Raw genomic sequence first — 24,470 nt, 5'->3', positions numbered from 1 at the left:
GATCTCCTCCACCACACTGATCTTCCCCGCTATCACCTCCATCGCCTCCACCGTCTCCTTCACCGCCTGCCCGCTCTTGCTGGCGTGCTCGGCTCCCTGCACCGCCATCTGCTCCATCTGCCGGCTGTTCTGGCTGGTCTGCTCAATCGTCGCGCTCATCTCCTCCAAGCTCGCCGTCGTCTCCTCCACGCTGCTGGCCTGCTCGCTGGTTCCCTGCGACAGGCTCTGCGACGAGGCCGATACCTGATTGGCCGCTGACGTCAGCGCCACCGCTCCATCCCTCACCTCACTGAGCACTCGCGCCAACCTCTCCGTCATTCCTTGCATCGCCTTCAGCAGCAGGCCTGTCTCGTCCTCTGCCGTTGCTTCGATGTGAGCCGAGAGATCCCCCTGGGCGATGCGATCCGCGGCCTTCACCGCCTCCGCCAGGGGCCGGGAGATGCCCCGGGCGATGAGCACACACAGAACTGCTCCGAGCAGGAGGCTGACCGCCAGCCACAGCGCCACCCCTCGCCGGGAGTCCGCGTAGGAGAGGTCCGCCTGCTGGTCCGCCTCCCGCCCCTGCTGGAAGTTGATGTTCATCAACTCCTGGAGCCGATCCACGAGAGCATCGAAGAGCCTCGTGGCCCGCGCGCGCACGAGCGCCTGGGCTTCATTGCCCCGGTTCTGCCGCATCAGCTCGACCGCCTGGTCATGCTCGACCAGGTACTCCTTCCATAGCCCCCGGAACGCCGCCAGCGCGTTGCGCTCGGACTCGACGGTGCCGAGCGACTCGAACGCCGCCAGCTCGTGATCGATCCCCGAGAGCAGCGAGGAGCTCTCGCTCTCGAGGCGCGCCAGCTCCTGCGCATTGCTCGTGGGAAGGGAGCTCAGCTCGGCCAACCGCAAGGCCGCCACCTGGCGCTGCACCGCGACGAGGTACTGGATGCTGGGCAGGGCGGTGTCTCCCTGCTCGTTCACCGCATGCAGCAGGCTCGTGAACTCGTTGAGCGCGTACAGCCCCAGGCTGGCAGTGATGAGCAGCAGACAGCCGAACCCAATGGAGAGCTTCGACAAGATCTTCAGGTTCTGGAACCAGGACATGGAAGGCCTCCGAAGGACACACTCCTCATCCAGGACGTACCTTCCACGTCTCGGGTTCCCGGAGTTCGGTTAGTCTGCCCGCCCCGCAAGTTACCACCGACCCACGGAGTCCTCCCATGCCCCGAGTCATTCGCGCCCCCCGAGGCCCCAGCCGCACCTGCAAGGGCTGGGTCCAAGAGGCCGCGCTCCGGATGCTGATGAACAACCTGGATCCCGACGTGGCAGAACGCCCCGAGGATCTCGTCGTCTACGGTGGCACTGGCAAGGCCGCTCGGGACTGGCCCTCGTTCGATCGCATCGTCGCCAGCCTTAAAGATCTCTCAGACGAGGAGACACTGCTCGTCCAGTCGGGCAAGCCGGTGGGGATTCTCCGCACCCACCCGGATGCGCCGCGCGTGCTGCTGGCCAACTCCAACCTCGTGGGCCGCTGGGCCACCTGGGAGCACTTCCACGAGCTGGAGAAGAAGGGGTTGATGATGTACGGCCAGATGACGGCCGGCTCGTGGATCTACATCGGCACACAGGGGATCCTTCAGGGCACCTTCGAGACGTTCGCGCAGGCGGGCCGCACGCACTTCGGCTCGGAGGATCTGTCCGGGCGGCTGGTGCTCTCGGGCGGCCTGGGCGGCATGGGGGGCGCGCAGCCGCTGGCGGCTACGATGAACAACGCGGTGTTCCTGGGAGTGGAGATCGATCCGCACCGCGCCCAGCGCCGCGTGGAGACGCGCTACCTGGATGTCGTCGCGAAGGATCTGGACGAGGCCCTGGCGATGGCGAAGGACGCGCAGAAGAAGCGCGAGGGCCGCTCGATCGGCGTCATTGGCAACGCGGCCACGGTGTTCCGCGAGCTGTACCGGCGCGGGATCAAACCGGACCTGGTGACGGACCAGACGAGCGCGCACGATCCGCTCAATGGCTACATCCCCGCGGACCTGACACTGGAGGCCGCCGCGGAGCTGCGCCGGAGAGATCCCGAGGAGTACGTGCGCCGGGCGCGGGCGACGATGGCCATCCACGTGCAGGCGATGCTGGACTTCCAGCGCGCGGGCAGCCACGTGTTCGACTACGGCAACAACCTGCGCGGGCAGGCGCAGCTGGGAGGCCAGGAGCACGCCTTCGAGTTCCCGGGCTTCGTGCCCGCGTACATCCGCCCCATGTTCTGCGAGGGGCTGGGGCCCTTCCGCTGGGTGGCGCTCTCGGGGGATCCGGAGGACATCCGCCGCACGGACAGGGCGGTGCTGGAGCTGTTCCCGGAGAAGGCGTCGCTGCGGCGGTGGATCACCATGGCGCAGCAGCGCGTGGCCTTCCAGGGCCTGCCGGCGCGCATCTGCTGGCTGGGCTATGGCGAGCGCGCGAAGGCGGGGCTGGCCTTCAACGAGCTGGTGCGCAAGGGCGAGGTGAAGGCGCCCATCGTCATCGGGCGCGATCACCTGGACTGCGGCTCGGTGGCCTCGCCCAACCGCGAGACAGAGGCGATGAAGGACGGCTCGGACGCGGTGGCGGACTGGCCCATCCTCAACGCGCTGGTGAACGCGGTGAACGGCGCCTCGTGGGTGTCCTTCCACCACGGCGGCGGCGTGGGCATGGGCTACTCGCTGCATGCCGGCCAGGTCATCGTGGCGGACGGCACCCCGGAGGCGGCGCGGCGCATCGAGCGCGTGCTCACCTCGGATCCGGGCATGGGCGTGCTGCGGCACGTGGACGCCGGCTACCCGGAGGCCGTCGAGGTGGCGCAGAAGCGAGGCGTGAAGATCCCCGGCGTCACGGTATGAGCGGAGCGCGGTGGAGGCGCTGAGTCATGGAGCCATTCGAGCTGATCATCCGCAACACCTCCGAGGTGCTCACCGTCGAGGGCACGCACCGAGAGCCCGCCGAGAAGGCCCTCACGCCCCACCCGCGCGCCAGCGTGGGCGTGCGCGGTGGCAGAGTGGCCTGGGTGGGGCAGGAGGCGGAGCTGCCACCCGGCGCGGTAGGCCCAAGCACCGAGGTGCTGGACGCCGAGGGACGCATGGTGGGCCCTGGCTTCGTGGATCCCCACACGCACCTGGTCTTCGCCGGTGAGCGCTCCACCGAGTTTGATCTGCGCTGCCAGGGCGCCACGTACCTGGAGATCGCCCAGGCGGGCGGCGGCATCGTCAGCACGGTGCGCGCCACCCGGGCCGCGAGCGAGGAGGAGCTGATACGGCTCGCCCTGCCCCGCCTCCAGCGCCTGCTCCAGCACGGCGTGACGACGGCCGAGGTGAAGAGCGGCTACGGGCTGGACGTGGAGAACGAGCTGAAGATGCTGCGCGTGGTGCGAAGGCTGATGGGCCTCACGCCCGTGGAGCTGGTGCCCACGCTGCTGTGCGCCCACGCGGTGCCCGAGGAGTTCAAGGGCCGCCGTGAGGCGTACGTGGACCTGTGCAGGGAGGAGATCCTCCCCGCCGTGGCGCGCGAGGGGCTGGCCCGGTTCTGCGACATCTTCGTGGAGCAGAGCGCCTTCACCCCGGACGAGGCCCGCCGGCTCCTCACCGCCGCGAGGGCGCTGGGGCTGCGGCCTCGGCTGCACGGAGATCAGCTCACCTCGGGAGGAGGCGCGGAGCTGGCGGTAGAGCTGGGCGCCGCCACCGTGGACCACCTGGAGCACGTGAGCGAGGTGGGCATCCGCGCGCTGGCGGCCTCGGACGTCACCGCGGTGCTGGTACCCACCTCCACCCTCTTCCTGCGCATGCGCCCCTATGCGCCCGGCCGCAAGCTGCGCGACGCGGGCATCAACATTGCCCTGGGCACCAACCTCAACCCTGGATCTGCCATGAGCGAGAACCTTCCGCTGGCCATGGGGCTCGCCTGCCTGGAGAACGGGCTGACGGCGGCGGAGGTGTACTGGGCAACCACCCGAGGCGCCGCTCTCGCCCTGGGCCTGCCCTCACACGGGCGGCTCGCCGTGGGCGACGTGGCCGATGTCGTGATCTTTTCGTGCTCCAACTATCGGCACTTGCCCTACCACCTAGGAGTGAACCATGCGCGCACCGTGTTGAAGGGCGGGCGCGTTGTCATTCGTGACGGCGTGTCGCACTGTGAATAAGAGAGGGGTTTAGTACCTCTGGACAGTGAACACGGGTTCCAACGACAGGATTTTTCACCGGAACCAACCCCGTTATCATTCCGTCACTCGAACGCTATGTGCCGCCTCTTTGGTTTCCGCTCTTCGATTCCCGCCGCCGTCCACCCTGCTCTGGTGACCCAGAAGAACTCGCTCGTCATCCAGTCGCGCGAGCACAAGGACGGTTGGGGCATCGCGGCCTACGGAATCGAGCAGCGCCCCACGGTGGCCCACGGCGTGGGCCCGGCCCACAGCGATCCGGACTTCCACCGCCTGAGCAGCCTGGTGTCGTCCCATACCGTGGTGGCGCACGTGCGGCAGGCCTCCGTGGGCTCCGTCGAGCTGCGCAACTCGCATCCCTTCCTGTATGGCCGCTGGTCCTTCGTGCACAACGGCACGCTCAAGGACTTCGACCAGCACCGAGCGGCCGTGGAAGCGCACATCCGTCCGGACCTGCGCTCGAACATCCGCGGCACGACGGACACGGAGCGCTGCTTCCACATCTTCCTCACGCGGCTGGGGGCTCGCGGCGCGCTGGAGGGCGCGGTGAGCGTGGAGGACGTGGCCCGCTCGCTGGCGGAGACCATGGAGTTGGTGGCCTCCATCACGGATGTGCCCGGCGCGGATCCCAAGGATCGCTCGGCCATGAACTTCCTCGTCACCAATGGCGAGGTGATGGTGGCCACGCGCCGCAACCGGACGCTGTTCCTGTCGGACGGCCGCCGCTCGGCGTCGTGCACGTCGGCGGAGACGATCCGGCACGGCACGCAGCTGGATCAGCTCCTCATCGCCAGCGAGGTGCTGTGCGGCAACCACACCGCCTGGAATGAGGTCTCCGAGGAAGAGATCATCGGCGTGGACGGCCGGCTCGTGCTGCACCGCTGGCGCCTCGCGGACTTCGCCATGGTGGCCGAGCCTCCGAGGTCCTCACCGCAGCCACGCGCCGAGCAGCGCTGAGGCCCTACTCCCGAACGCGTCGGCTTGGAGTTCGCGCGCCTCGTCTCCCACGGGGCGCAGGGTGAGGCGCAGGTACTCGCGCGGCGCCGCTTCGGGGACTCGGTCCAACCACTCCACCAGCACGGCGCCGTCGCCGCCGATCAGATCCAGGAAGCCGGTGGCGTACAGCTCGTCATAGTCCGCGATGCGGTAGAGGTCCGCGTGGTACAGCGGGATGCGTCCGCGATACGGGTAGACGATGGCGAACGTGGGGCTGGCCACCTCGGAGCGAGCCACCTGGGCGCCCTGGGCCACGCCGCGCACCAGGTGCGTCTTGCCCGCGCCCAGGTCTCCGATGAGCCCGACGAAGTCTCCAGGCTGGAGCAGCTCGCCCAGCCTCACGCCGAGGCGGTGTGTCTCCTCCGGAGACTCCGAGCGCACGGTGCGCGTCAGTGTGGGCGTGCTCACCGGCCCCACCGGATCCACACGTCGCAGAGCCCCTTGATGATGTCTCCCGCGATGAGCCCCACCTTCCCTCGCTTCTGTGCCGCGAGATCTCCCGCCAGCCCGTGAGCGTAGACGGCAGCCCAGATGGCATCCGGCACTCGCAGCCCCTGCCCGAGGAACGCTCCGCAGATGCCGGAGAGCACGTCTCCCGAGCCACCGGTGGCCATGCCCGGGTTGCCGGTGGAGTTGACGTAGAGCTCGCCGTCCGCGCTCGCGATGAGCGTCCGCGCTCCTTTGAGGACGACCGTCACCTTCAACCCGGTGGCGAGCTGCTGGGCCACGTCCAGGCGATGGGCCTGAACCTCCTTGGTGGAGCGTCCGGTGAGGCGTGCCATCTCGCCCGGGTGAGGCGTGAGCACGACCGGCCCCTTCGCCTTGCGCAGGACGCTGAGATCCGCCGCTACGGCGTTGAGAGCATCCGCATCGAGCACCGCGGGGATCTCCACCCGAGAGAGCAGCTCTCCAATGAGCGCCCCGGTCTCGGGCCCCCGAGGAATGCCCGGCCCCATGACGAGCGCATCCTTCCCATCGGCCGCAGCCACCAGGGACTCCAGATCCGCAAGGCCCAGCGGCCCCGAGCCCTCCAGCGGAACTCCCATGATCTCGGGAGCGTGGGCGAGCACGGCATCCACCAGATCGGCGCGAGTAGCCACGGAGACCAGCCCTGCCCCGGAGCGAAGTGCCGCCCGAGCCACGAGCGCCGCTGCACCCGACTTCCCTCGGCTCCCAGCCACCACGACGACATGGCCGTAAGTGCCCTTGTGGGTATCCGCACGGCGAGGAGGCAGGGCTTCCCGAGCATCAGCCTCTTCCACGAGCCGCAGCACCGGCCCGGTGAGCGACCGGGAGGCCGCGGCGCTCATGCCAATGTCCACGCGCCGCAGCTCGCCACACAAGGAGGCCCCCGGCTCCAGAATCTGCCCGCGCTTGAGGAGGCCGAAGGACACCGTGACATCCGCCTCCACACAGGGCGAGAACGCCTCGCCCGTGTCGCTCTGCAACCCCGAGGGCACATCCGCCGCCACCATCTTCGCCCCGGCTCTGCGCCAATGGCCCATGCGGGTGATGGCCTCCGCGAAGGGACCGGCCGGCGCCCGGCTGAGCCCGGTGCCAAAGATGGCGTCCACCACCACATCCCCGGCGCCCGGCTCGGGCATCGCATCCAGGGACTGCGTGGAGACTCCATAGGCCTCGAGCGCCTGCAGGTTGCGCCGGGCCTCGGGAGTCATCCGAGCCGAGTCCCCCACCACCGCCACCGAGATCCGGGCTCCCCCCTCGCGCAGGAACCGCGCCGCCACCAACCCATCACCCCCATTGTTCCCTGGCCCGCAGACGACGACGAAGCGTCCTCCCGTCCCCGCCACGCTCCGAGCCGCCTCCGCCAGCGCGCGGCCCGCGTTCTCCATCAGCAGCGCCGAGGGCATTCCGAACCGGGTCTCGGCGGCCTGCTCGGCCTCGCGCATCTGTGCGGCGGTCAGGGCGCTCTGCATTCAAGGCCGCTCCTGCAGGATGACGGTGGCCGCGGCCACCCCTGCGTCATGGGTCATCGTCAGCAGCGCGTCCACGCGCCGCTGCTCCATCACCTCTCGGGCCACTCCGGAGAGCGCGAAGCGCGGCATGCCCGAGCCTCGCACCACCTCCATGTCCCGCCAACGGATGCCCGGCGGAGCCCCGAGCGCCTTCACCAGCGCTTCCTTGGCGGCGAAGCGCGCGGCATAGGCGCTGGCGGAGTCGGCCCGCTCGCTGCACAGGGCGCGCTCGGCGTCCGTGTACACGCGCTCCAGGAAGCGCTGGCCGCGCGGGCCCTGGAGGATGCGCTGGATGCGCTCCACCGAGCAGATATCCATCCCCAGGCCGACGATCGCCATCGCGCTACCCCGGGTTGCGCATCAGCTCCAGCATCTCACGCACGGCGCGCTCGAAGCCCACCAGCACGGCCCGGCCCACGATCGCGTGCCCGATGTTCAGCTCGTCGATCTCCTTGATGCGGGCGATCGGCTGCACGTTGTCGTAGTTGAGCCCATGGCCCGCGGCGACGCTCATGCCCAGCTTGGCGGCGGCCTTGGCGGCGTCGACGATGCGGCTCAGCTCGCGCCCGCGCTCGCGCTCGTTGCGCGCCTCGCAGTAGCGCCCGGTGTGGAGCTCGATCCGGTCCGCATCCACCTTGTGCGCCGCGCGGATCTGATCCAAATCTGGATCGATGAACAGCGAGACGGTGATCTCGCCGTCCTTCAGGTTCTTGATGATCTTCGCCACCGACTCGCGCTGGCCGGCCACATCGAGTCCGCCCTCGGTGGTGAGCTCCTCGCGCCGCTCGGGCACCAGCGTCACCACGTCCGGCTTGTACTCGTAGGCGATCTTCACCATCTCCGCGGTGGCGGCCATCTCCAGGTTCAGCAGCGTCTGGCACGTCTCGCGGAGGATGCGCAGATCGCGGTCCTGGATGTGGCGCCGGTCCTCACGCAGGTGAATGGTGATCTGCTGCGCTCCGGCGAGTTCGGCCAGCGCCGCCGCCGTCACCGGATCCGGATAGGTGGTGCGCCTCGCCTGCCGCAGCGTCGCCACGTGATCCACGTTCACACCCAGTCGCTGTCCCATGGGCCGCTCCTCGTGCGCGGAGGCCCCGAGGCTTACCTGACCTCGTCCGCGTCGGCCCTTCTATTGGGGGCCAGCGCCCGGATGTCAACAATGCTCACTCACCCTCGAAGGGCGAGGGCTGGAGCAACTGCTCGGCGGCCACATCGACGGCGGAGTGGACGCCCAGGCGCGGAGTGAGCACCTGGTCGAAGATGAGGATGGTTCGATCCAGCCAGAGGAGGCGCCGGAAGGGCTGTCCATGAACACGCGAAGCGAGCGCTCAGGAGCAGCCGGGACGCCCGTCAGCGGATGCGCACCAGCGTGATGATCTCCGGCTGTGACGCGGGCAACTCGTTCACGGCCACGGTGCCTTCCTTGATGCTCAGGACCACGTGGGCACCATCCGAAAGGCGCGTCGCCACGGCGGTGAACTCTCCCGCGGGGCTGACATCCACCTTACCCAGCCGATAGGGAGCGGCCGTCAACAGCTCCACCGGCGTGTAGTCCGGAAGATCGTATCGCCGGACAAAGGCGCGCCCGTCTGAGTCCTGGCCCCAGTCGAACAGTGACTCGCCGCGAGCGACCTTGAAGCCCACGGAGGAGAGCACCCGCGGCGTCCCCGACGGATTGAGGAGCTCGAGGAGGCTGGTGGGAGGCGTGACGAGCAACCGGGACGCACTGCGATAGACAATCTCGCAATCGTTCCAGACCCCGGGGCCCGTCTCCCAGGCCCTGACGGGAGTGGCGTAGGTCCCATCCATCCGTGCCTCGACCCGGTCCACGGTGGAGGCATCCGAAAATCCGCTCGCCACGTAGAAGTCATTGCTCCCCAAGAGGCCCGGAAAGACGCAGCTCGTGTGCCGGGCGGTCACGAACACAGGCGCGCCGCTACGCGGATAGACGCGGACCACGCTGCCACCATCCTGGCGCAGGTTGACCATCACATCCCCGGCAGCGTTGACGGCGAAGTTCAGGAGCTCCGCACCATCGAAAGAGAGGCTCGTCAGCGTCACATCGCTGGACCCCAGCTCGAGCCGCTGCAGCGCGAGTCCCGAGTTGATCACCACCACGTCACCCGTCGAGTCCCACTGCACCCGCGGGGCGTTGTCGAGGCCCGGGTAGGCCGGGGCGACGGGTACGCAGAACAGGGCCGAGTCCGACTTGCGGAGGAGAACCGAAGCGCACGTCTGCCCGTCGTGTGTCACGTCGCTGGCCGAGACGAGCACGAACTTGGGGGTATCGCTCAGCGCCAGGGGGTTGCCTGGGCCCTGCGCGGTCAGGTCCGCGGGTTGAAGTTGATCCTGGGGATTCAGGATGAGCAGCTGGTTCGAGTCAGCCCCCGAGGAGGCCGCGCTCGCGGAGACCGCCTGGCCGATGGCCAGACCCTTGATCTCGGAGAAGGACACTCCCAGGTTGTCCTTCATGGCGTTCGAGGTACTGGTTGAATCCTCGCCATGGCAGGCGGCCAGAGCCACCGCGCATACGATCCAAAACCGTTTCATTCGATGAAGCTCCTGTGCAGCCCTCGCAGGGGACAGAGGGCCGCGGACGCAAAGTCCGCCGACCCTCCTGCCCTGAGCGTAGCTCAAGAGCTTCTGTAGCCGAGCGTCCGGCCCCACGCACAGGCAGTCCGATGGAGCCGGACTGCCCGCGGGGACGGGAGCCTCAGTTCAGCGACTTGGAGAGCGCCTCGGCGATCTCCTTCGCGTACGCCTCGTTGCGCGCCGCGTCCTCGCCCTCGATGAGGATGCGCACCTTCGGCTCGGTGCCCGAGAAGCGCACCAGCACGCGGCCCGCGCTGCCCAGCCGCTGCTCCACGCTCTGGATGACCTTCATCACCTCGGGCAGCTCGCCCAGCTCGCGCTTCTCCTTCACCACCACGTTCAGCAACGTCTGCGGCACCGGCTCGAAGATCGAGGCCAGCTCGCTCAGCGGCTTGCCCTGCCGGCACATCACCGCCAGCAGCTGCAGCGCCGCCAGCGTCCCATCGCCCGTGGTCGAGTGATCCAGGAACAGCAGGTGGCCGCTCTGCTCGCCGCCCAGGTTGTAGCCGTGCTTGCGCATCTCCTCGACGACGTAGCGGTCTCCCACGCGCGTGCGAGCCACCTTCACGTCCCAGCGCGCCACCGCACGCTCCAGGCCGATGTTGCTCATCACCGTGGCCACCAGCGTCATCTTCTTCAGCTGCTGCCGGGCCACCAGCTCGCCCGTGCAGATGGCCATGATGGCGTCGCCGTCCACCACCTTGCCCTTCTCGTCCACGACGATCAGCCGGTCCGCGTCCCCATCCAGCGCCAGGCCCAGGTGCGCCCCGTGCTCCACCACCGCACGCGCCAGGCCCTCCGGGTGGAGCGCGCCGCACTTCTCGTTGATGTTCATGCCGTCCGGCGACACGCCCAGCGTGATCACCTTGGCGCCCAGCTCCTCCAGCACCGCGGGCGCCGTCTTGTAGGCCGCGCCGTTGGCGCAGTCGACGACGATGGTCATCCCCTCCAGCGTCAGCTCGCGAGGGAACGTCGCCTTGAGGAAGACGATGTAGCGGCCTCGCGCGTCGTCCAGGCGGAACGCCCGGCCGATGTTGTCCGCCGTGGGCCGGATGGTGTCCATGGCGCCCGTGGACAGCAGCTCCTCGAGCTTGGCCTCCGTCTCGTCCGGCAGCTTGAACCCGTCACGCCAGAAGAACTTGATGCCGTTGTCCTGGTACGGGTTGTGCGAAGCGGAGATCACCGCGCCCGCGTCCGCGCGCATGGACGTGGTGAGGTTGGAGATGCCCGGCGTAGGCAGCGGCCCGGTGAGCCACACGTCCACGCCCATGGAGGTGATGCCGGCCGCCAGCGCCTGCTCCAGCATGTAGCCGGACAGCCGCGTGTCCTTGCCGATGATCACCCGATGCCGGTGCGGCCCGTTGCGGATGAGGTACGCGAGCGCTCGCCCGAGCTGCATCGCCACCTCCGCCGTCATCGGATGCACGTTCGCCACGCCGCGCACGCCATCCGTGCCGAACAGGCGCTGCGAAGCCCTCTCCTCTTTGGGAGACATGTTCATCTTATAAGCCATGTATGCCGCCTCTCACCTTTTCCCGCGCCGGAGTACCTCCGGCATCCCCTACCCGCCGGGCTTATACAGCCCCCCGTTACGGGCTCGAAGCTAGGAAGCCAAAGCCCACTGGGCAACCGCCCAACTGTGCCGTATTCCAAGAGATCACCTGAACCTTCAGCCACCCACCTTGGACGTTCCGTAGAGGGCGCCGCCGTCGGAAGCGGCTCGAATCGCGTCGGTCACTGCCAGCGCGTCTCGAGCCTCCTCCACGTCGTGCACGCGCACAAAGTCCGCGCCTCCCAGCGCCGCCACCGCCGCCACCGAGCCGAGCGTGGCGGCCAATCGCTCGTTCGCCGGCTTGCCTCCCGTGAGCATCCCGAGGAAGCCCTTGCGGCTGGTGCCCACCAGCACCGGCAGCCCCAGCACCCGTAGATCACCCAGCCTCCGCAGCAAGAAGAGGTTGTGCCCCATGGTTTTGCCGAACCCGATCCCGGGATCCACCAGGATGGACTCGCGAGCCACGCCAGCGGCCACGGCGCGCGCCACCCCCTCCTCGAGGAAGGCGAGCACCTCATCCATGATGTCCTCGTAGTGAGGCGCCTGCTGCATGGTCTCCGGGGTGCCCTGGATGTGCATGAGGCAACAGGCGGCTCGCGCCTCGGCGACGACGCGAGGCAGCTCCGGATCGAAGTGGAAGCCGCTGATGTCGTTGATCAGCACCGCGCCCGCCTTGAGCGCCTCGCGCGCGACGGCCGCCTTGGTGGTGTCCACCGAGAGGGGCACCTGCGTGCGCTCGCGCAGCCCTTCGATGACTGGGAGCACGCGGGCCAGCTCCTCTTCGGCGGAGATGGGCAAGGCGCGCGGCCGGGTGGACTCGCCGCCCACGTCCAGCACGTCCGCGCCGGCCTCCGCCAGCCTCAGCCCGTGCGCGATGGCCGCGTCCGGCGAGGCATACCGCCCGCCCTCGGAGAAGCTGTCCGGCGTCACGTTCACCACGCCCATGACATGGGTGCGCGCCCCGAACGTGAAGGTGCGGCCTCCCAGGGTGAGCGGCGCCGGAGCCGCCACCGAGCCCAGCCCCCGAGCGAGCGCCTCGGCCAGCCCGGCCAGCTGGGGATCCGCCTTCGCCGAGGAGATCAACCGCTCGAACTGCTCCCGCCGTCCGGTGAGCAGGCCGCTGCCCAGGCGCGTGCGCGGATCTCCGGAGACGTAGACGGGGAACTCCTCGCGGCCGGGAGCGACGGAGGCCTCGAAGAGGCCCTTGAGGAAGCGCCCCTCCACCTTCGTCAGCCCGGTGAGCAGGAGCCGGTACTGCGGCAGCTTCTCCAGCAGGTACTCCCGAGCGGGCGTGGGCAGCCCCATCCGGCGGAACGCCAGCTCGAGCGCCTCGGGGCGCTCGGCGAGCAAGGGGTGGGCGCGGATCATGGCGCAGGCTCCAAGGCAGGCGGCAAAAAGTAAAAGGCCCTCCCAGCACGGAGCGGGGAGGGCCTGGGTTCTACCGGAGCAGCGGGCTTACGCCTTGTTCGGCTCCATCTTGGGGATCGCCTCGAGCGCGTCGAGGATCTTCCGCTTGTCCTTCTTCTCGGTGGACTTCGGCGGCGCGGTGACGCGCGGGGCCGGCCGCTCGCGAGTGAGGGTGCCACCCTGCAGGATGATGTTCACGTCCTCGGCGTCCAGCGTCTCGTACTCCACCAGCGCGTCGGAGACGCGCTCGAGCACTTCCTTCTTCTCCGTGAGGAGCCGCTTGCCGTTCTCGTAGCAGCTCATGACGATGCCGCGCACCTCGGCGTCGATCTGCCGCGCCGTGTCCTCGGAGTAGTCCTTCGAGGCGCTGAAGTCGCGGCCGAGGAACACCTCGCCCTCGCTCTTGCCGAAGGCCAGGGGCCCGAGCTTGTCGCTCATGCCCCAGCGGCACACCATGGCCCGAGCCGTCTCGGTGGCGCGCTCGATGTCATTGGAGGCGCCGCTGGACATCTCGTTGAACATGATCTCCTCGGCGAGCCGGCCGCCCATCGCCATGGTGATCTGGTCGAGGATCTGCTTCTTGTACCCGTTGACCTTGTCCTCGGTGGGCAGGCTCCAGGTGACGCCCAGGGCCTGGCCGCGAGGGATGATGGTGACCTTGTGGAGCGGATCGCAGCCGGGCAGCAGCTTGGCCAGCAGCGCGTGGCCGGCCTCGTGCACGGCGGTGTTCCGCTTCTCCTTCTCGGTCATGATCATGGACTTGCGCTCGGGGCCCATGAAGACCTTGTCCTTGGCGGCCTCGAAGTCGCTGGTGTCCACGCGCTCCTTGTTCTGACGCGCGGCCATGAGGGCCGACTCGTTCACCAGGTTCTCCAGGTCCGCGCCCGTCATGCCCGGCGTTCCGCGGGCGATGACCTCGAGGTCCACCTCGGGAGCCAGCGGCACGCGGCGGGTGTGCACCTTGAGCACGCCCAGGCGGCCCTTCAGGTCCGGCCGCGGCACCACAATGCGCCGGTCGAAGCGGCCGGGGCGCTGGAGCGCCGGATCCAGCACGTCCGGACGGTTGGTGGCGGCGATGAGGATGACGCCCTCGTTGGACTCGAAGCCGTCCATCTCGACCAGGAGCTGGTTGAGCGTCTGCTCGCGCTCGTCATGGCCACCGCCCAGGCCGGCGCCACGGTGGCGGCCCACGGCGTCGATCTCGTCGATGAAGATGATGCAGGGGGCGTTCTTCTTGCCCTGCTCGAACAAGTCGCGCACGCGGCTGGCGCCGACGCCCACGAACATCTCCACGAAGTCCGAGCCGGAGATGGAGAAGAACGGCACGCCGGCCTCACCGGCCACCGCGCGGGCCAGCAGCGTCTTGCCCGTACCCGGCGAGCCCATCATCAGCACGCCCTTGGGGATGCGGCCGCCCAGCTTGGTGAACTTCTTGGGGTCCTTGAGGAAGGCGACGATCTCCTCGAGCTCTTCCTTGCACTCGTCGGCGCCGGCCACGTCGGCGAAAGTCACTTTGTTGTGGCTCTCGTTGAGGAGCTTGGCCTTCGACTTGCCGAAGGTCATCGCCTTGCCGCTGCCGCCCTGGAGCTGGCGCATGAAGAAGATGAAGAACAGGAACAGGAAGACCACCGGCATCCACTGCCCGAGGATGGTCAACCAGAGGTTGTTCTGCTCCTCCTTCTCGTACTTCACGTCCACGCCCATGTTCTGCAGCTTCGTGAGCATGGTCGTGTCCGCCACGGGGCCCGTGGTGCGGAAGCGCGACTTGGAGTCCGCGTACTCACCCGAGTACACGTTGCCCTTGATGGAGATGGATCGGACCTCTTTCTTCTCCACCTTCGACAGCAGCTGAGTGAACGCTGGCTCGTCCACCTGCTCGCTGCCTTGGGAGAAGAAGTTATAGAAGGCCACGAACAGGACGATCAGAATCACCCAGAGGCCGATGGTCTTGTAAGTCGAACGCACGTGTCTGCTGCCCTTTCGGATGCTCGGCGGATGCGGGCCGTGCCGGAAAACGCCCAGCGATTTCAACAATTTGGACCGAGGCTTGGCGGAGCGCCAACTTCGGACCGTATCAGCAACACCAAAACGCCCTCAACTATTTAGGGGGTCGTGGCCCTTCTCCATCCGCCCCATGCCCACTCTATAACGGACCGCTACCTCCGCCGCTTGGGCTGGGGGGCAAAGCCCACAGCGACTGTCCGGAAACGACCTTCCCCTCGGGCGGCATCCACAGCCCTGGAACCCAGAGCAGCCGCCCCTCCGCGTCCGTCACCACGGGCTGGAGATCCCGACGCTCGGCGGGCACTCGCAGGTCCACGAAAACGTCCTGGAGCTTTCGCGAACCGTGCGGCCCTCGGATCCGATCCCCGGGCTTTCGTGTCCGCACGGTGAGCGGCCAGCGGAGCTTCTCCGGCAGATAGAAGCGGAGCGCACCGGGAGCGGACACCGGCGTACCAACCTGGAAGCGCCAGCCCGTGCCCTCCAGCTCGCCCGTGGCGCCCTCTCCTTCCAAGGACACCGCGCCGCGCACGGAGGAGGCCCGGGGCCGGACACAGCGCACGGTGCCCCCCGTCGCTCGGAGCTGAAGGCCTCCACTCAAGGTCGCGGAGCCGCCGCGCGCCACTGCGTCGAGCACGCGTCGCAGGGTGGCGTCATCCACCGTGGCTCCCTCGCGGGCAAGCAGGCGCGCGAGCACCCGGCGCCGCAAGGGGGACTCCAGCGCGCGGACGCCCACCGCATCGAGCGCGCCTTCGGGAAGCTGGATCCGCCGCCATGCCCCCTCGGCCATCGCGTCCAACAGGGCCTCGTCCTCGGCGGCCAGGCGCGTGAACGAGGCCAGCCGCTCCGCTACCGGGAAGCCCGCCGCCCGAGCGAGCGCCGGCAGCACGTCCTGGCGGATTCGTACGCGAAACAGGCGGGGGTTCGCGTTCATGGGGTCCGTCACGAAGCCGGTGCCCTGCTCCCGGAGAAAGGCCTCGAGGTGCTCGCGCGTCAGCCCCAGCATGGGCCGAACGAGCGAGCCCCGCCTGGGCAGGATGCCCACCGCTCCCTTCAACGCCGAGCCCCGCGCCAGCCGCATCAGCAGCGTCTCCGCCTGATCAGAGGCCGTATGCGCCGTGGCCACCGCCGTCAGCCCTCGCTGCGCGCGAACGGCCTCCAGCGCCTCGTACCGGGCCTCGCGCGCTCGAAGCTCCACGCCCGCTCCAGGCCGCAGGCGCAGCTGGCGCACGTGGCACTCGAGCCCATGAAGTGCGGCCAGCCGCTCGACCGCTCGCGCCTCGTCCGCCGCCTCGGGCCGCAGCCCATGGTCGAGCGTGGCCACCTCCACCGCGAGTCCCAGCTGCTCGCGCACCAGCGCCGTGCCCACCAGCAGCGCGGTGGAATCCGCACCGCCCGACACAGCGATCAGCACCGAACGTCCGGCCAGCTCGAAGTGCCGGTACGCCTCGGACAGTGTCCGCAGGATCAAGTCCGTCGCGAGTCCGGTGCGCGCCATGGAACAGAGGGGGGAATGGATTTTCGACGGGCCGCGTTTCCCCAAGACCTGTCGGTTGAAGGTGCTGGGGGTGGTTCTTATGATCCCCATGTCAGCCGGTGGGGCGGAATGAGCGGGGCGGCGGACGGTGTTGAGAGGTTGATTTTCCAGCTTTCATGGCGTTGGGCCTAGGGGTCCCCCCCCTCCCCCTCTGGGCCCACGGGGCCGCTAGGATTCGTTCTGGCGGTCCCTCTTTCCGGAAGAGCCCCGGGTCTCGTTGCCGAGGCCCGGGGCTCTTCCCTTTTCAGGCCCCCCCGCCATCTTTCACCCGCTTTTTCCAGGAATTCCACGTAACCGAGCGCATTTCATGCCCGGCAGAAGGGCTCCTGCATGTCACACTCAAGGCTTATGCAGTGAAGTCGCTGAAACCGTTGACCGGCTGGGGAGTCTGTCGGATAACCCCGCCGGTGTGTCTCAGGTCGTCACCTCGCATCCGCTCCGGAGACTCGGTATGGCTGGCACCGACAAGCGCAAGCAATCGCTGTACTTCCCCGAAGAGATGTTGAAGGAAATCCAGGAGGAGGCGAACCGTCAGGACCGCTCCCTGTCATGGGTTGTGCAGCAGGCGTGGAAGATCGCCCGTGAACGAATCAAGGCCTTCCCCGCGGTCAACGACGTCACTGGCGATGAGCGCCAGGATCCTCGCGAGGAGTAGGCACGAGCATGTCCTCCACTGATCATCGCAAACAAAGTCTCTACTTCCCCGAGGACATGCTCGAGGAGATCCAGCGCGAGGCGACTCGCCAGGATCGCTCGCTCTCCTGGATCGTCCAGCAGGCCTGGAAGGTGGCCCGCGGGGACATCCGCAAGATGCCCTCGGTCAACGACGTGCTCGCGCCGTCCGCGCCCAAGCCCGCCACGAACACCGTGGCGGCGGTGAGCGCGCCGGCCGTGACGGACGGCGAGCCCAAGCCCTAGAGCGGCCCCTTCCCGTCCCGGCCCTCAGCGTGTGGGCCGGGGCGGCAGAGCGCAGTTGTCCAGTTGGATCCGCTGTGCCTCGCGCAGCGGGTGGGCCTCGCTCGAATAGGCCGTGCGCATGTACTCGCCGACGATGTTGGAGTCCACACCCCCGAGCTTGCGGGACTGCACGGGGTTGCGGGCGGCGTCCTTGCCGGCGTTGCCGAAGATGGGGCCGTAGTTGTCGCCACCGTTGATCAGGTAGCTGATCATCCCCACCCGGTAGCGGATGGTGGGATCCGTGCGGGGAGGCAGCGGCACCACGGTGCTGCCCACCTTCAGCGCCTTCACGCGCTGGCCCCGCGGGTACTCGCAGTCCACGCGCATCGAGATGCTCTCGGAGACGTGCAGGAAGCTGCCGGGGGGCGAGGAGATGGGCTGCCCCGAGGGGCTGAGGCTCTCCACCGAGTGCTCGAACATGTCCACCAGCTCCTTCTCGGTCAGGTCCACCGTCACCACCTGGTTCTCGAAGAGGAACACCTCGTGGAGCACGCCGTCGGTGAGCGGGCCCTTGGGGAGCATGGTGCGGGTGATGCAGAGCCCCTCGGCGCGGATGGAGCCCCCGTTGACGATGCCCAGCGCGGCCGGAGCGGACGAATCATCCTCCGCGTGCTGGTAGGCGTCCGCGGCGAGCTGGCCGAGGGCGTTGTTGTCGTGCCGGGCGTAGGGCTTGTCCAGGTACACGTCCTCGCCCAGGTAGCCCAGGACGGCGTTCGGGTCCGGCACCAGCGGCTGGCACGGATCGTTGTAGGCCAGGCACCCCAGGCCTGGAGCGAGCGCGACGGCCACGAGGGCCATGAGCAGCAGGCGGTTCATCAGTAGCGGCCCCGGATGGTGAGGAAGACGGACTGGCCCTCGCGCGGCAGCAGCCCGGGCACGCGGTCCGGGCGCGGCACGTCGTCGCGCAGATCATGATCGAAGAGGTTCTGCGCCACCAGCGACAGCTCGAAGTGCTCGAGGATGGGCTCGGTGCGCAGCTGCGCGGTGATGAGGCTGTAGGCGGGGATCTGGTAGCGGCGGATCAGCTCCAGCACCGAGCGGGTGTCGTTGCGCCGCTCGGCGCCCGCGCGCACCACGACATCGAAGTTCACCCAGTCGCCAATGGGCATGGACATGCCGGCGTTGAAGCGGGCCTGCGGGGTGTCAGTGAGCAGGCGCGACTGCGTGGGCAGCTCCAGATCCTCGGCGCGGAAGAAGGTGGCGTTGACCCAGGCGTTGGCGCGCTTGGAGGCCTCCAGGCGGGCCTCGCCCTCCACGCCGAACACGCGCACGCCGAGATCGCGGTTGCTCAGCGGGATGATGTTGCCGCTGGTGTCCAGGGCGATGATGGGCGAGTTGAAGCGCTCGTAGAAGGCGTTGCCGCGCAGGCGCACGCGCGAGTCTCCGGCGGCCTGGATGAGATCCACGCCCAGCTCCACGGTGTCCACGGTGGCCGGGCGCAGCAGCGGGTTGCCCTCGAAGCGGCCCTGGTTGTAGTCGGTGTCCGGGATGCGCTCGGCCAGCTCCTGCAGCGTGGGCGAGCGGAAGGCCCGGCCATAGAGCGCCTTGAGCACGAACGAGTCGGTGGCGGCGAACACCAGGCCCACGCGCGGGTTGACGCTGGGCACCAGGTGCGTGCCGTTGATGGCGCCGGCGGCATCCGTGGTGGGCAGCTGGGTGGCGTCCACGCGCACGCCGAAGGTGAGCGTCAGCGGGTTGATGACGGTCCACTGGTCCTGCACGAACAGGCCCAGCGTCATCCGGCGGGCGGCGGCGCCTCCGGCGATGTCCTTCGCGTTCACCAGCCCTGGGGGCACGGTGAGCGTGGGCAGGATCCGGTTATCCAGGGTGTAGTTGGTCCTGTACTGGTAGTCCGCGAGCATCTGCAGCTCGGTCACCAGCCCCATCGAGAGCCGGTTCGCGCCGCCGAGCACCATGTCCGAGTCCACGCCCAGGCCCACGGTGCGGACGTTGACGTTGGTCTGCTCGCGCAAGCCCTCGGGGAAGACCTGGTCGGCCCCATCCCCCGTGCGGAAGCCATTCGGGGTGATCTGGAAGAGGCGCTGGGTGCTCTGCTGATCTCCGTAGCCGCGCACATGCAGCAGGATGCCTTGGGCCAGCGTGCGCTCGTACTCCACATCCAGCATGGCCACGGACCAGCTCAGGTCCGAGTTCGGCCCGGCGGTGTCGAACAAGCCCATCAGGGCGGTGCGATCCTCGGTGAGGAAGCGCACCGAGGAGGTCAACCGGCCGGCCTCCCCGAAGTCGTAGCCGATGCCCAGCCCCGCGTTGAAGAGCAGGCGCTCGTCGTGGGTGTAGCCGGCGGGCTGGTTTTGCTCGCGCAGCTTCTGGTTGAGCGTGTCCGTGTCCAGCGAATCCGTGGCGATGGGCGCCGAGTCGCCCGACTGGCCCCACACGTCCACATCCCCGAAGAGGCGCAGCTCGCCCGCGGTCGCGGCCGCGGAGACGTGGCCGTCCAGCGTGGGAGCGAACCGCCCCTGCCCTCGATCCGGGAAGCCGCCGCCCGAGATCGCCACACGCGCGCCCTCGCTGCGATCGGTGACGATGTTGACCACGCCCAGGAAGGCTCCCGCGCCGTACAGGGCAGAGCCCGGGCCGCGGATGACCTCGATGCGGTCCAGGTTCTCCACGGGCAGGTTCATCAGCGCCTTGCCGTCGAAGAAGTTGTTGAGCCGGTGCCCGTTGAGCAGGAAGAGCACCTCCGCGTCGTTGCGCAGCCCACGGATCGACGTGCGGTAGAAGCCTTGGACATCCCGGCTCACGGTGAGCCCGGGCACCGCGTCGAGCACATCCGCCACGGTGCGCGCGCCGAGCGCCCGCAGCTGCTCACGCCCGAACGAGGCGGCGATGGCAGGCACCCGGGTGACCGACTCCGTGTGGCGCGTGGCGAGCGCGAGCGTGTCCTCCGCGCTGTAGAGGGCCAGATCCTCCTCCAGCTCCGAGCTGGACGCGGCCTTCTTCCCACCCCTGCCCTCTGGAGGCTCCGTCGAGCCCGGCTCCGAGGAAGCCATCGGAGCCTTGGTGGCGGAAGACGCCGGAGCGGGAGCAGCGCTCGCCGCGGGCTTGGAAGCAGGAGCGGGGGCGGAAGCAGCCACCGGAACAGGAGCGCTCGTGGGCTTGCGCGTGTTGCTGCTCGGAGGAGTCCGAGAGGGCTGCGCGGGTGGAGGCTCTTCCGTCGGCGCGTCGGCGGCGAGCGCGGCCAGGGCATCGTCGGACATGGCCATCTGCCCCTTCTTGGGGCTGCTCGGCGGCGGCTCGAGCTCGTCCTCGGGCTCCTTCTTGCGCGGGCTGCCCTTCGCGGCCAGAGCAGGCGGCGGCTCATGGGTCTCCGCGACGGGCAGCTTGGGGCGCGGAATCTCCCCGGGGACGATGACGCGGGCCGGCTTGGCCGCGGACTGGAACACCGGGATGCGATCTCCTCCCTTGGTGACGCCCTCGACGTAGTACTCGACGCCGGGAGGCACCATGTGCTCGGCGGGGATGGTGCCTCGGTACAGATCGCCGTACTGCCGCTCCAGGGGCATCTCGGCGTAGGGCTCGCCGGGCCCCCGGTAGCGGACGATCAGATCCGAGATTCGCCGGGCATCGTCGACCAGGGTCCCTTCGAGCCGCAGCGACTTGTTCGCCTCGGCCTTGGTGGGAGCGGAGTGCAACAGGGTCGCCTGCTCCTCGGCGCGGGCGGGAGCCGCTGCCAGGAGCACGACAGCCAGCAACATCGTTCTTGCGAGAGCGGTCTTCAAGAGCACAGCGATGGTCCTTTGCTCCTCCCTGGGAAGTCAAGGAAGGGGGTGTTGAGGAGGACCGCCGTTTTTTTGCCGGGGGGAAAGGCGCGTGCGACCTTGATCACCGCCTCCCACCCATGCGCGCGTCGCTCGCCCTCCACCTCGCTCTCTTTCGCCGGCAGAAGGCACAGATTGCTCGTGCCGTCGACGGCCAGACCTCCGCCTTCCGAGCCTACGAGGCCCGGTACCGGCGGCGGACGGCTGGCTATCGCCACGCGCTGTCCCTGTCGGCGGTGCACCAGCGGGTGCGGGCCTCGGACGTGGTGTACGTGGGCGACTACCACACCCTCACTCTGGCTCAGGAGACGTACCTGGGCCTGGTGGAGCGGGCCATGGACTCGGGGCGCCGGGTGATCCTGGCGCTGGAGTGTGTCGAGGGCCGGCACCAGGCCTCGCTGGATGCCTACCTGGCGGGCCGCCTGCCCGAGCGCGCACTGCTGGAGCGGCTCGGCCGCGCTCCGGGGCCGGGACTGGATGGCTGGTCGGGGTTCCGTCCCCTGCTCGCCTTCGCTCGGCGCCACCGGCTGGAGGTGGTGGGCATTGATCGGCGGGTGCAGGGCAAGCGCTCGCTCGAGCTTCGAGACGCCTATGCGGCCGAGCGCATCGCCCGGGCCGCGCGAGCCGAGGATCGCCCCCAGGTGATGGTGCTGGTGGGCCAGTACCACGTGGCGCCCTGCCACCTGCCTGAGCAGGTAGAGCGAGCGCTCGGAGAGCCCCACGCACGACGCGGGCTGGTGGTGTACCAGAACTGCGAGGGCGTCTACTGGCGGCTGGCGCGTGAAGGCCGAGCCGGAGCGGTAGAGGCGGTGGAGCTGGCGGACGGTTCGCTCTGCCTGCTCAACGCCTCTCCCGTCGTCTGCCAGCAGAGCTTCCTGGACTACCTGGAGGCCGAGGCCGGAGATGCGCCGTTGCGGGAGCGCAGCGCAGCGGAGCGGTTCCGGGAGATGGCCAGCTTGATCGCTCGACTGGCGGGCACGCAGGTGGGCCGGGCGCTGGAGGAGGTGGAGGTGGCGACGGCGGCGGACGGGGACATCCTGGCGCGCATCCAGCAGCGAGGACGCTTCACCCAGGCGGAGCTGGCGCAGCTGCGGCGGCACATCCTGTCGAGGGAGAGCAGCTACATCCCCCGGGCGCGGATGGCCTATCTGGCGTCACTGTCGTTGAACCACGCGGCGGAGGAGGCCGCGCACTTCGTGCGGCACTGCGCCGTGGGCGATGCGATGGAGGCGCCGCGCCGGGCCTCGGACGCGTTCTACGCGCGGTGCATGGAGGAGGCGCTGGGTTTCTTCGGCTCGAAGCTGGTGAACCCGCGGCGAGGCTGCGCGGGGCTGGCCGAGTGGGCCCGGCGGGTGGCGAGGATGCGCGGCGTGGAGCGGCAGATCGCCGCGTTCGTGCTGGCGCACAAGGCCGCGGAGACCGAAGGACCGGAAGAGGCGGTGAAGCTGCTGCCGCTGCGCCGGGACCGGCTCTTCCACGGCGTCAGCCACGCGCTGGGGTACCTGCTGGGAGACGCGCTCTACCAGGCGTTCGACTCGGGCCGGGTGGAGAAGGCGGACATCCGCGCCCTCTTCCGGGATCCGCTGGCGGACCCGCGGAGCAGCTACTTCCAGTGGGTGCAGCGCCTGAGCTGAGTCCGCTCAGACGATGGCCGACATCACCGAGTGGCCCTCGATGGCCGCGCGGGCGTACAGATCCACGACAGAGCGAAGCACGGCCTCCAGCTGCGGCAGCTGCTTCTCCTGGCCGTAGTTGCCGTGGATCTCCTTGCCCTGGAGCGACGGGTAGCGAGTCTTGAGGAAGTCGGGCGGGAGCTTCGCGAGCGCCGCCGAGATCTGCCGGACCCGCGCCGGAGCCAGGACCCGCGGCGGCCCATGGGCTCCCTTCGCGCGGAGCTTCTGGCCCTTGCGAGCCAGGATGGCGTCTCCGAGCAGCTCATCGCGGCCGCGGTCCGACAGCAGGAAGTCCAGCGCATCCCAGGTCTTGCCCAGATCGAGCAGGCCGGGGATCTCCGATTCGTGGCGGGACTCGACCAGCTCCTCGAAGATCTCGGGATCTTCCTGGAGCAGCGCGAGCCTCTTGGCCGAGAGGGTGCAAAGAACGCCGTTCATTTCCATGGGAACACTCGTCCCTTCTGATCAACGAGCTTGGCTGGCGCGAGTCCCCGTCGGCTTGCGCGCCGCGGTCTTCTTCTTCACGGCAGCGGGCTTCTTGGGCGCCGCGGCCTTCTTGGGCGCCGCGGCCTTCTTCGGTGCGGAGGTCTTCGCAGCGAGCTGAGCCACGAGCTTCTTGGGGGCCACGGCGCGGTAGCTCTCGTCGACCCACTGGCGCAGCATCTCCATGGGCGGCTTCTCCCCCCTGGGGAAATCGGCCGAGACCCACCCGCTCTTGCCGAGCCCGTATCCCGTGGGCGTAGCGAACGGCATCATCAAGGCGGCGGCGTTGGAGTGCGGAAGCTTGACGGAGAGTCCGAGCCCACCGCGCTCATGTCCCATGAAGATGAAGGCCTTGCCCTTCACCTTGATGACGCGGTGGCCCCACGGGAAGTCCTCATGGGTGCCGGGGTAGCCGAGCGCGAACTCTCGCAGGGCCATCTCGTGGGGGTTGTCCAGGCTCTTGGACTCGGACATGCGTTCTCTCGGGTCGACCGGGTGAAGTACGGGACTATGTAGCGAGATTCCCCGCCTGCGTCACTCTGCCCTTCCGATTGCCCCCTCAAGTGGGTTTGATTCGGCAGTCAATTCCCGGGAGCGCGCCGAATGAAGATGAAGGATCGCGTGGAGAAGCTGGCCGAGCACCGCCGCCGCAACGAGGGCATGGGCGGCCCCGAGCGCGTCGAGCGCCAGCGCGCCAAGGGCAAGCTGGACGCCCGCTCGCGCATGAAGCTCCTGTTCGATCCGGGCACCTTCGAGGAGCTGGGGCTGCTGGCGGCGCACCACGGCAACCTCCCGGAGGAGGAAGAGGCGGACAAGCCCTCCTCGGCGGATGGAGTGATCACCGGGACGGGCGAGATCGACGGCCGCCCGGTGGCCGCGGCGATCTACGACTTCACCGTGTTCGGCGGCTCGATTGGAGAGATCGGCGAGCGCAAGGTGGCCCGGCTGAGGGACCTGGCGCTGAAGAGCCGGATCCCAATGGTGTGGCTGGTGGACTCGGCGGGAGCGCGACTGGATGCCTCGGCGGGGATCGATCCGCGCCGCATCGCGGGCTTCGCGGACACGGGCTACCTCTTCCGCGAGCAGGTGGTGATGAGCGGGGTGATTCCCCAGGTGGCGGCGATGATGGGGCCCGGAGCCGCGGGCACGGCGTACATCCCGGCGCTGGCGGACTTCCTGCCCATGGTGAAGGGGACGAGCTCGATCGCGATCGGCGGCCCGTACCTGGTGGAGTCCGTGGTGGGCGAGAAGGTGACGGAGGAGGAGCTGGGCGGCTCCAAGGTGCACAACGAGCTGTCCGGCGTGGCGGACGCGGAGTACGCGGACGACAAGGCCTGCCTCGAGGCGGTGCG

At 68.9% G+C, this 24,470-nt stretch carries 21 protein-coding genes; 7 read left to right on the top strand and 14 right to left on the bottom strand.

The features are described from left to right. Positions 1-1,083, bottom strand: a 1,083-nt coding sequence (locus ACJ8AT_RS35145; protein WP_407742336.1) for a methyl-accepting chemotaxis protein, incomplete at its 3' end; no start/stop codon positions are given. A gap of 116 nt (positions 1,084-1,199) precedes the next feature. On the opposite strand from ACJ8AT_RS35145, the gene hutU reads away from it, so the two are divergent. The 3 genes from hutU to ACJ8AT_RS35130 all read left to right on the top strand — a co-directional run bounded on the left by hutU (position 1,200) and on the right by ACJ8AT_RS35130 (position 5,122). Then, the gene (gene hutU / locus ACJ8AT_RS35140; protein ID WP_407742335.1) at positions 1,200-2,855 is read left to right on the top strand and encodes a urocanate hydratase; all 1,656 of its coding nucleotides are present in this window, start codon (positions 1,200-1,202) and stop codon (positions 2,853-2,855) included. 26 nt (positions 2,856-2,881) lie between these two features. Continuing rightward, complete coding sequence (gene hutI, locus ACJ8AT_RS35135) at positions 2,882-4,147, top strand: imidazolonepropionase (RefSeq protein WP_407742334.1); 1,266 nt, start codon at positions 2,882-2,884, stop codon at positions 4,145-4,147. 96 nt (positions 4,148-4,243) lie between these two features. Beyond that, entirely contained in the window at positions 4,244-5,122 is an 879-nt protein-coding gene (locus tag ACJ8AT_RS35130) for a class II glutamine amidotransferase (RefSeq protein ID WP_407742333.1), read from the top strand. Here ACJ8AT_RS35130 and tsaE read toward each other — a convergent pair. From tsaE to tilS, 9 genes are all read right to left on the bottom strand, one after another. Then, complete coding sequence (tsaE, locus tag ACJ8AT_RS35125; RefSeq protein WP_407742332.1) at positions 5,093-5,569, bottom strand: tRNA (adenosine(37)-N6)-threonylcarbamoyltransferase complex ATPase subunit type 1 TsaE; 477 nt, start codon at positions 5,567-5,569, stop codon at positions 5,093-5,095. The two genes, ACJ8AT_RS35130 and tsaE, sit on opposite strands and share 30 nt — an antisense overlap. After that, complete coding sequence (locus tag ACJ8AT_RS35120; RefSeq protein WP_407742331.1) at positions 5,566-7,098, bottom strand: NAD(P)H-hydrate dehydratase; 1,533 nt, start codon at positions 7,096-7,098, stop codon at positions 5,566-5,568. The genes tsaE and ACJ8AT_RS35120 overlap by 4 nt, the downstream gene beginning before the upstream one ends. Continuing rightward, positions 7,099-7,476: a holo-ACP synthase gene (gene acpS / locus ACJ8AT_RS35115; RefSeq protein WP_407742330.1), complete on the bottom strand. Its 378-nt coding sequence runs from the start codon at positions 7,474-7,476 to the stop codon at positions 7,099-7,101. Positions 7,477-7,480: 4 nt separating this feature from the next. Beyond that, positions 7,481-8,206: a pyridoxine 5'-phosphate synthase gene (locus ACJ8AT_RS35110; protein WP_407742329.1), complete on the bottom strand. Its 726-nt coding sequence runs from the start codon at positions 8,204-8,206 to the stop codon at positions 7,481-7,483. Positions 8,207-8,487: 281 nt separating this feature from the next. Next, positions 8,488-9,609: a hypothetical protein gene (locus ACJ8AT_RS35105; protein WP_407742328.1), complete on the bottom strand. Its 1,122-nt coding sequence runs from the start codon at positions 9,607-9,609 to the stop codon at positions 8,488-8,490. 241 nt (positions 9,610-9,850) lie between these two features. Further along, a complete protein-coding gene (gene glmM / locus ACJ8AT_RS35100; protein ID WP_407742327.1) occupies positions 9,851-11,242 on the bottom strand; it encodes a phosphoglucosamine mutase in 1,392 nt (463 codons plus the stop codon). A 156-nt stretch (positions 11,243-11,398) separates the two neighbouring features. Then, positions 11,399-12,649 carry a dihydropteroate synthase gene (gene folP / locus ACJ8AT_RS35095; RefSeq protein ID WP_407742326.1) on the bottom strand — a complete coding sequence of 417 codons (1,251 nt, stop codon included), beginning with the start codon at positions 12,647-12,649 and terminating at the stop codon, positions 11,399-11,401. A gap of 87 nt (positions 12,650-12,736) precedes the next feature. Next, positions 12,737-14,653 carry an ATP-dependent zinc metalloprotease FtsH gene (gene ftsH / locus ACJ8AT_RS35090; protein WP_407742325.1) on the bottom strand — a complete coding sequence of 639 codons (1,917 nt, stop codon included), beginning with the start codon at positions 14,651-14,653 and terminating at the stop codon, positions 12,737-12,739. Positions 14,654-14,831: 178 nt separating this feature from the next. Then, positions 14,832-16,187: a tRNA lysidine(34) synthetase TilS gene (gene tilS, locus ACJ8AT_RS35085; protein WP_407742324.1), complete on the bottom strand. Its 1,356-nt coding sequence runs from the start codon at positions 16,185-16,187 to the stop codon at positions 14,832-14,834. 490 nt (positions 16,188-16,677) lie between these two features. Here tilS and ACJ8AT_RS35080 point away from each other — a divergent pair, with 490 nt between their 5' ends. Both ACJ8AT_RS35080 and ACJ8AT_RS35075 read left to right on the top strand, forming a co-directional pair. Then, on the top strand, positions 16,678-16,881 hold the full coding sequence (locus ACJ8AT_RS35080) for a TIGR04563 family protein (protein WP_044186644.1): 204 nt from the start codon (positions 16,678-16,680) through the stop codon (positions 16,879-16,881). Between the two features lie 8 nt (positions 16,882-16,889). After that, the gene (locus tag ACJ8AT_RS35075) at positions 16,890-17,144 is read left to right on the top strand and encodes a TIGR04563 family protein (protein ID WP_407742323.1); all 255 of its coding nucleotides are present in this window, start codon (positions 16,890-16,892) and stop codon (positions 17,142-17,144) included. 24 nt (positions 17,145-17,168) lie between these two features. On the opposite strand, the gene ACJ8AT_RS35070 is transcribed toward ACJ8AT_RS35075, so the two are convergent. Continuing rightward, the gene (locus ACJ8AT_RS35070) at positions 17,169-17,999 is read right to left on the bottom strand and encodes a 5'-nucleotidase C-terminal domain-containing protein (protein WP_407742322.1); all 831 of its coding nucleotides are present in this window, start codon (positions 17,997-17,999) and stop codon (positions 17,169-17,171) included. After that, the gene (locus ACJ8AT_RS35065) at positions 17,999-20,899 is read right to left on the bottom strand and encodes a TonB-dependent receptor domain-containing protein (RefSeq protein WP_407742321.1); all 2,901 of its coding nucleotides are present in this window, start codon (positions 20,897-20,899) and stop codon (positions 17,999-18,001) included. The genes ACJ8AT_RS35070 and ACJ8AT_RS35065 overlap by 1 nt, the downstream gene beginning before the upstream one ends. A 143-nt stretch (positions 20,900-21,042) precedes the next feature. Between ACJ8AT_RS35065 and ACJ8AT_RS35060 the strand changes: the two genes are divergently transcribed. After that, the gene (locus tag ACJ8AT_RS35060; RefSeq protein WP_407742320.1) at positions 21,043-22,596 is read left to right on the top strand and encodes a ChaN family lipoprotein; all 1,554 of its coding nucleotides are present in this window, start codon (positions 21,043-21,045) and stop codon (positions 22,594-22,596) included. A gap of 6 nt (positions 22,597-22,602) precedes the next feature. Here the strand turns inward: ACJ8AT_RS35060 and ACJ8AT_RS35055 are convergent, their stop codons facing one another. Next, positions 22,603-23,073: a DUF1877 family protein gene (locus ACJ8AT_RS35055; protein ID WP_407742319.1), complete on the bottom strand. Its 471-nt coding sequence runs from the start codon at positions 23,071-23,073 to the stop codon at positions 22,603-22,605. Between the two features lie 27 nt (positions 23,074-23,100). Continuing rightward, a complete protein-coding gene (locus tag ACJ8AT_RS35050; protein ID WP_407742318.1) occupies positions 23,101-23,592 on the bottom strand; it encodes an MmcQ/YjbR family DNA-binding protein in 492 nt (163 codons plus the stop codon). A 129-nt stretch (positions 23,593-23,721) separates the two neighbouring features. Here ACJ8AT_RS35050 and ACJ8AT_RS35045 point away from each other — a divergent pair. Continuing rightward, on the top strand, positions 23,722-24,470 hold a 749-nt coding region (locus ACJ8AT_RS35045), incomplete at its 3' end, for a carboxyl transferase domain-containing protein (RefSeq protein WP_407742317.1).

The sequence above is a fragment of the Hyalangium sp. genome (assembly GCF_045802625.1).
In the GTDB taxonomy this organism is placed as follows: Bacteria; Myxococcota; Myxococcia; order Myxococcales; family Myxococcaceae; genus Hyalangium.
This window is presented reverse-complemented; position numbering and strand designations above follow the sequence as displayed.

Excerpts from the sequence above, each read along its gene's own strand:
- ACJ8AT_RS35055 (WP_407742319.1), bottom strand. The coding sequence starts at position 23,073 with ATGAACGGCGTTCTTTGCACCCTCTCGGCCAAGAGGCTCGCGCTGCTC.
- tilS (WP_407742324.1), bottom strand. The coding sequence starts at position 16,187 with ATGGCGCGCACCGGACTCGCGACGGACTTGATCCTGCGGACACTGTCC.
- acpS (WP_407742330.1), bottom strand. The coding sequence starts at position 7,476 with ATGGCGATCGTCGGCCTGGGGATGGATATCTGCTCGGTGGAGCGCATC.
- ACJ8AT_RS35060 (WP_407742320.1), top strand. The coding sequence starts at position 21,043 with ATGCGCGCGTCGCTCGCCCTCCACCTCGCTCTCTTTCGCCGGCAGAAG.
- ACJ8AT_RS35080 (WP_044186644.1), top strand. The coding sequence starts at position 16,678 with ATGGCTGGCACCGACAAGCGCAAGCAATCGCTGTACTTCCCCGAAGAG.
- ACJ8AT_RS35065 (WP_407742321.1), bottom strand. The coding sequence starts at position 20,899 with ATGTTGCTGGCTGTCGTGCTCCTGGCAGCGGCTCCCGCCCGCGCCGAG.
- ACJ8AT_RS35105 (WP_407742328.1), bottom strand. The coding sequence starts at position 9,609 with ATGAAGGACAACCTGGGAGTGTCCTTCTCCGAGATCAAGGGTCTGGCC.
- hutI (WP_407742334.1), top strand. The coding sequence starts at position 2,882 with ATGGAGCCATTCGAGCTGATCATCCGCAACACCTCCGAGGTGCTCACC.
- ACJ8AT_RS35070 (WP_407742322.1), bottom strand. The coding sequence starts at position 17,999 with ATGAACCGCCTGCTGCTCATGGCCCTCGTGGCCGTCGCGCTCGCTCCA.
- folP (WP_407742326.1), bottom strand. The coding sequence starts at position 12,649 with ATGATCCGCGCCCACCCCTTGCTCGCCGAGCGCCCCGAGGCGCTCGAG.
- glmM (WP_407742327.1), bottom strand. The coding sequence starts at position 11,242 with ATGGCTTATAAGATGAACATGTCTCCCAAAGAGGAGAGGGCTTCGCAG.
- hutU (WP_407742335.1), top strand. The coding sequence starts at position 1,200 with ATGCCCCGAGTCATTCGCGCCCCCCGAGGCCCCAGCCGCACCTGCAAG.
- ACJ8AT_RS35120 (WP_407742331.1), bottom strand. The coding sequence starts at position 7,098 with ATGCAGAGCGCCCTGACCGCCGCACAGATGCGCGAGGCCGAGCAGGCC.
- ACJ8AT_RS35110 (WP_407742329.1), bottom strand. The coding sequence starts at position 8,206 with ATGGGACAGCGACTGGGTGTGAACGTGGATCACGTGGCGACGCTGCGG.
- ACJ8AT_RS35130 (WP_407742333.1), top strand. The coding sequence starts at position 4,244 with ATGTGCCGCCTCTTTGGTTTCCGCTCTTCGATTCCCGCCGCCGTCCAC.
- ACJ8AT_RS35050 (WP_407742318.1), bottom strand. The coding sequence starts at position 23,592 with ATGTCCGAGTCCAAGAGCCTGGACAACCCCCACGAGATGGCCCTGCGA.
- ACJ8AT_RS35075 (WP_407742323.1), top strand. The coding sequence starts at position 16,890 with ATGTCCTCCACTGATCATCGCAAACAAAGTCTCTACTTCCCCGAGGAC.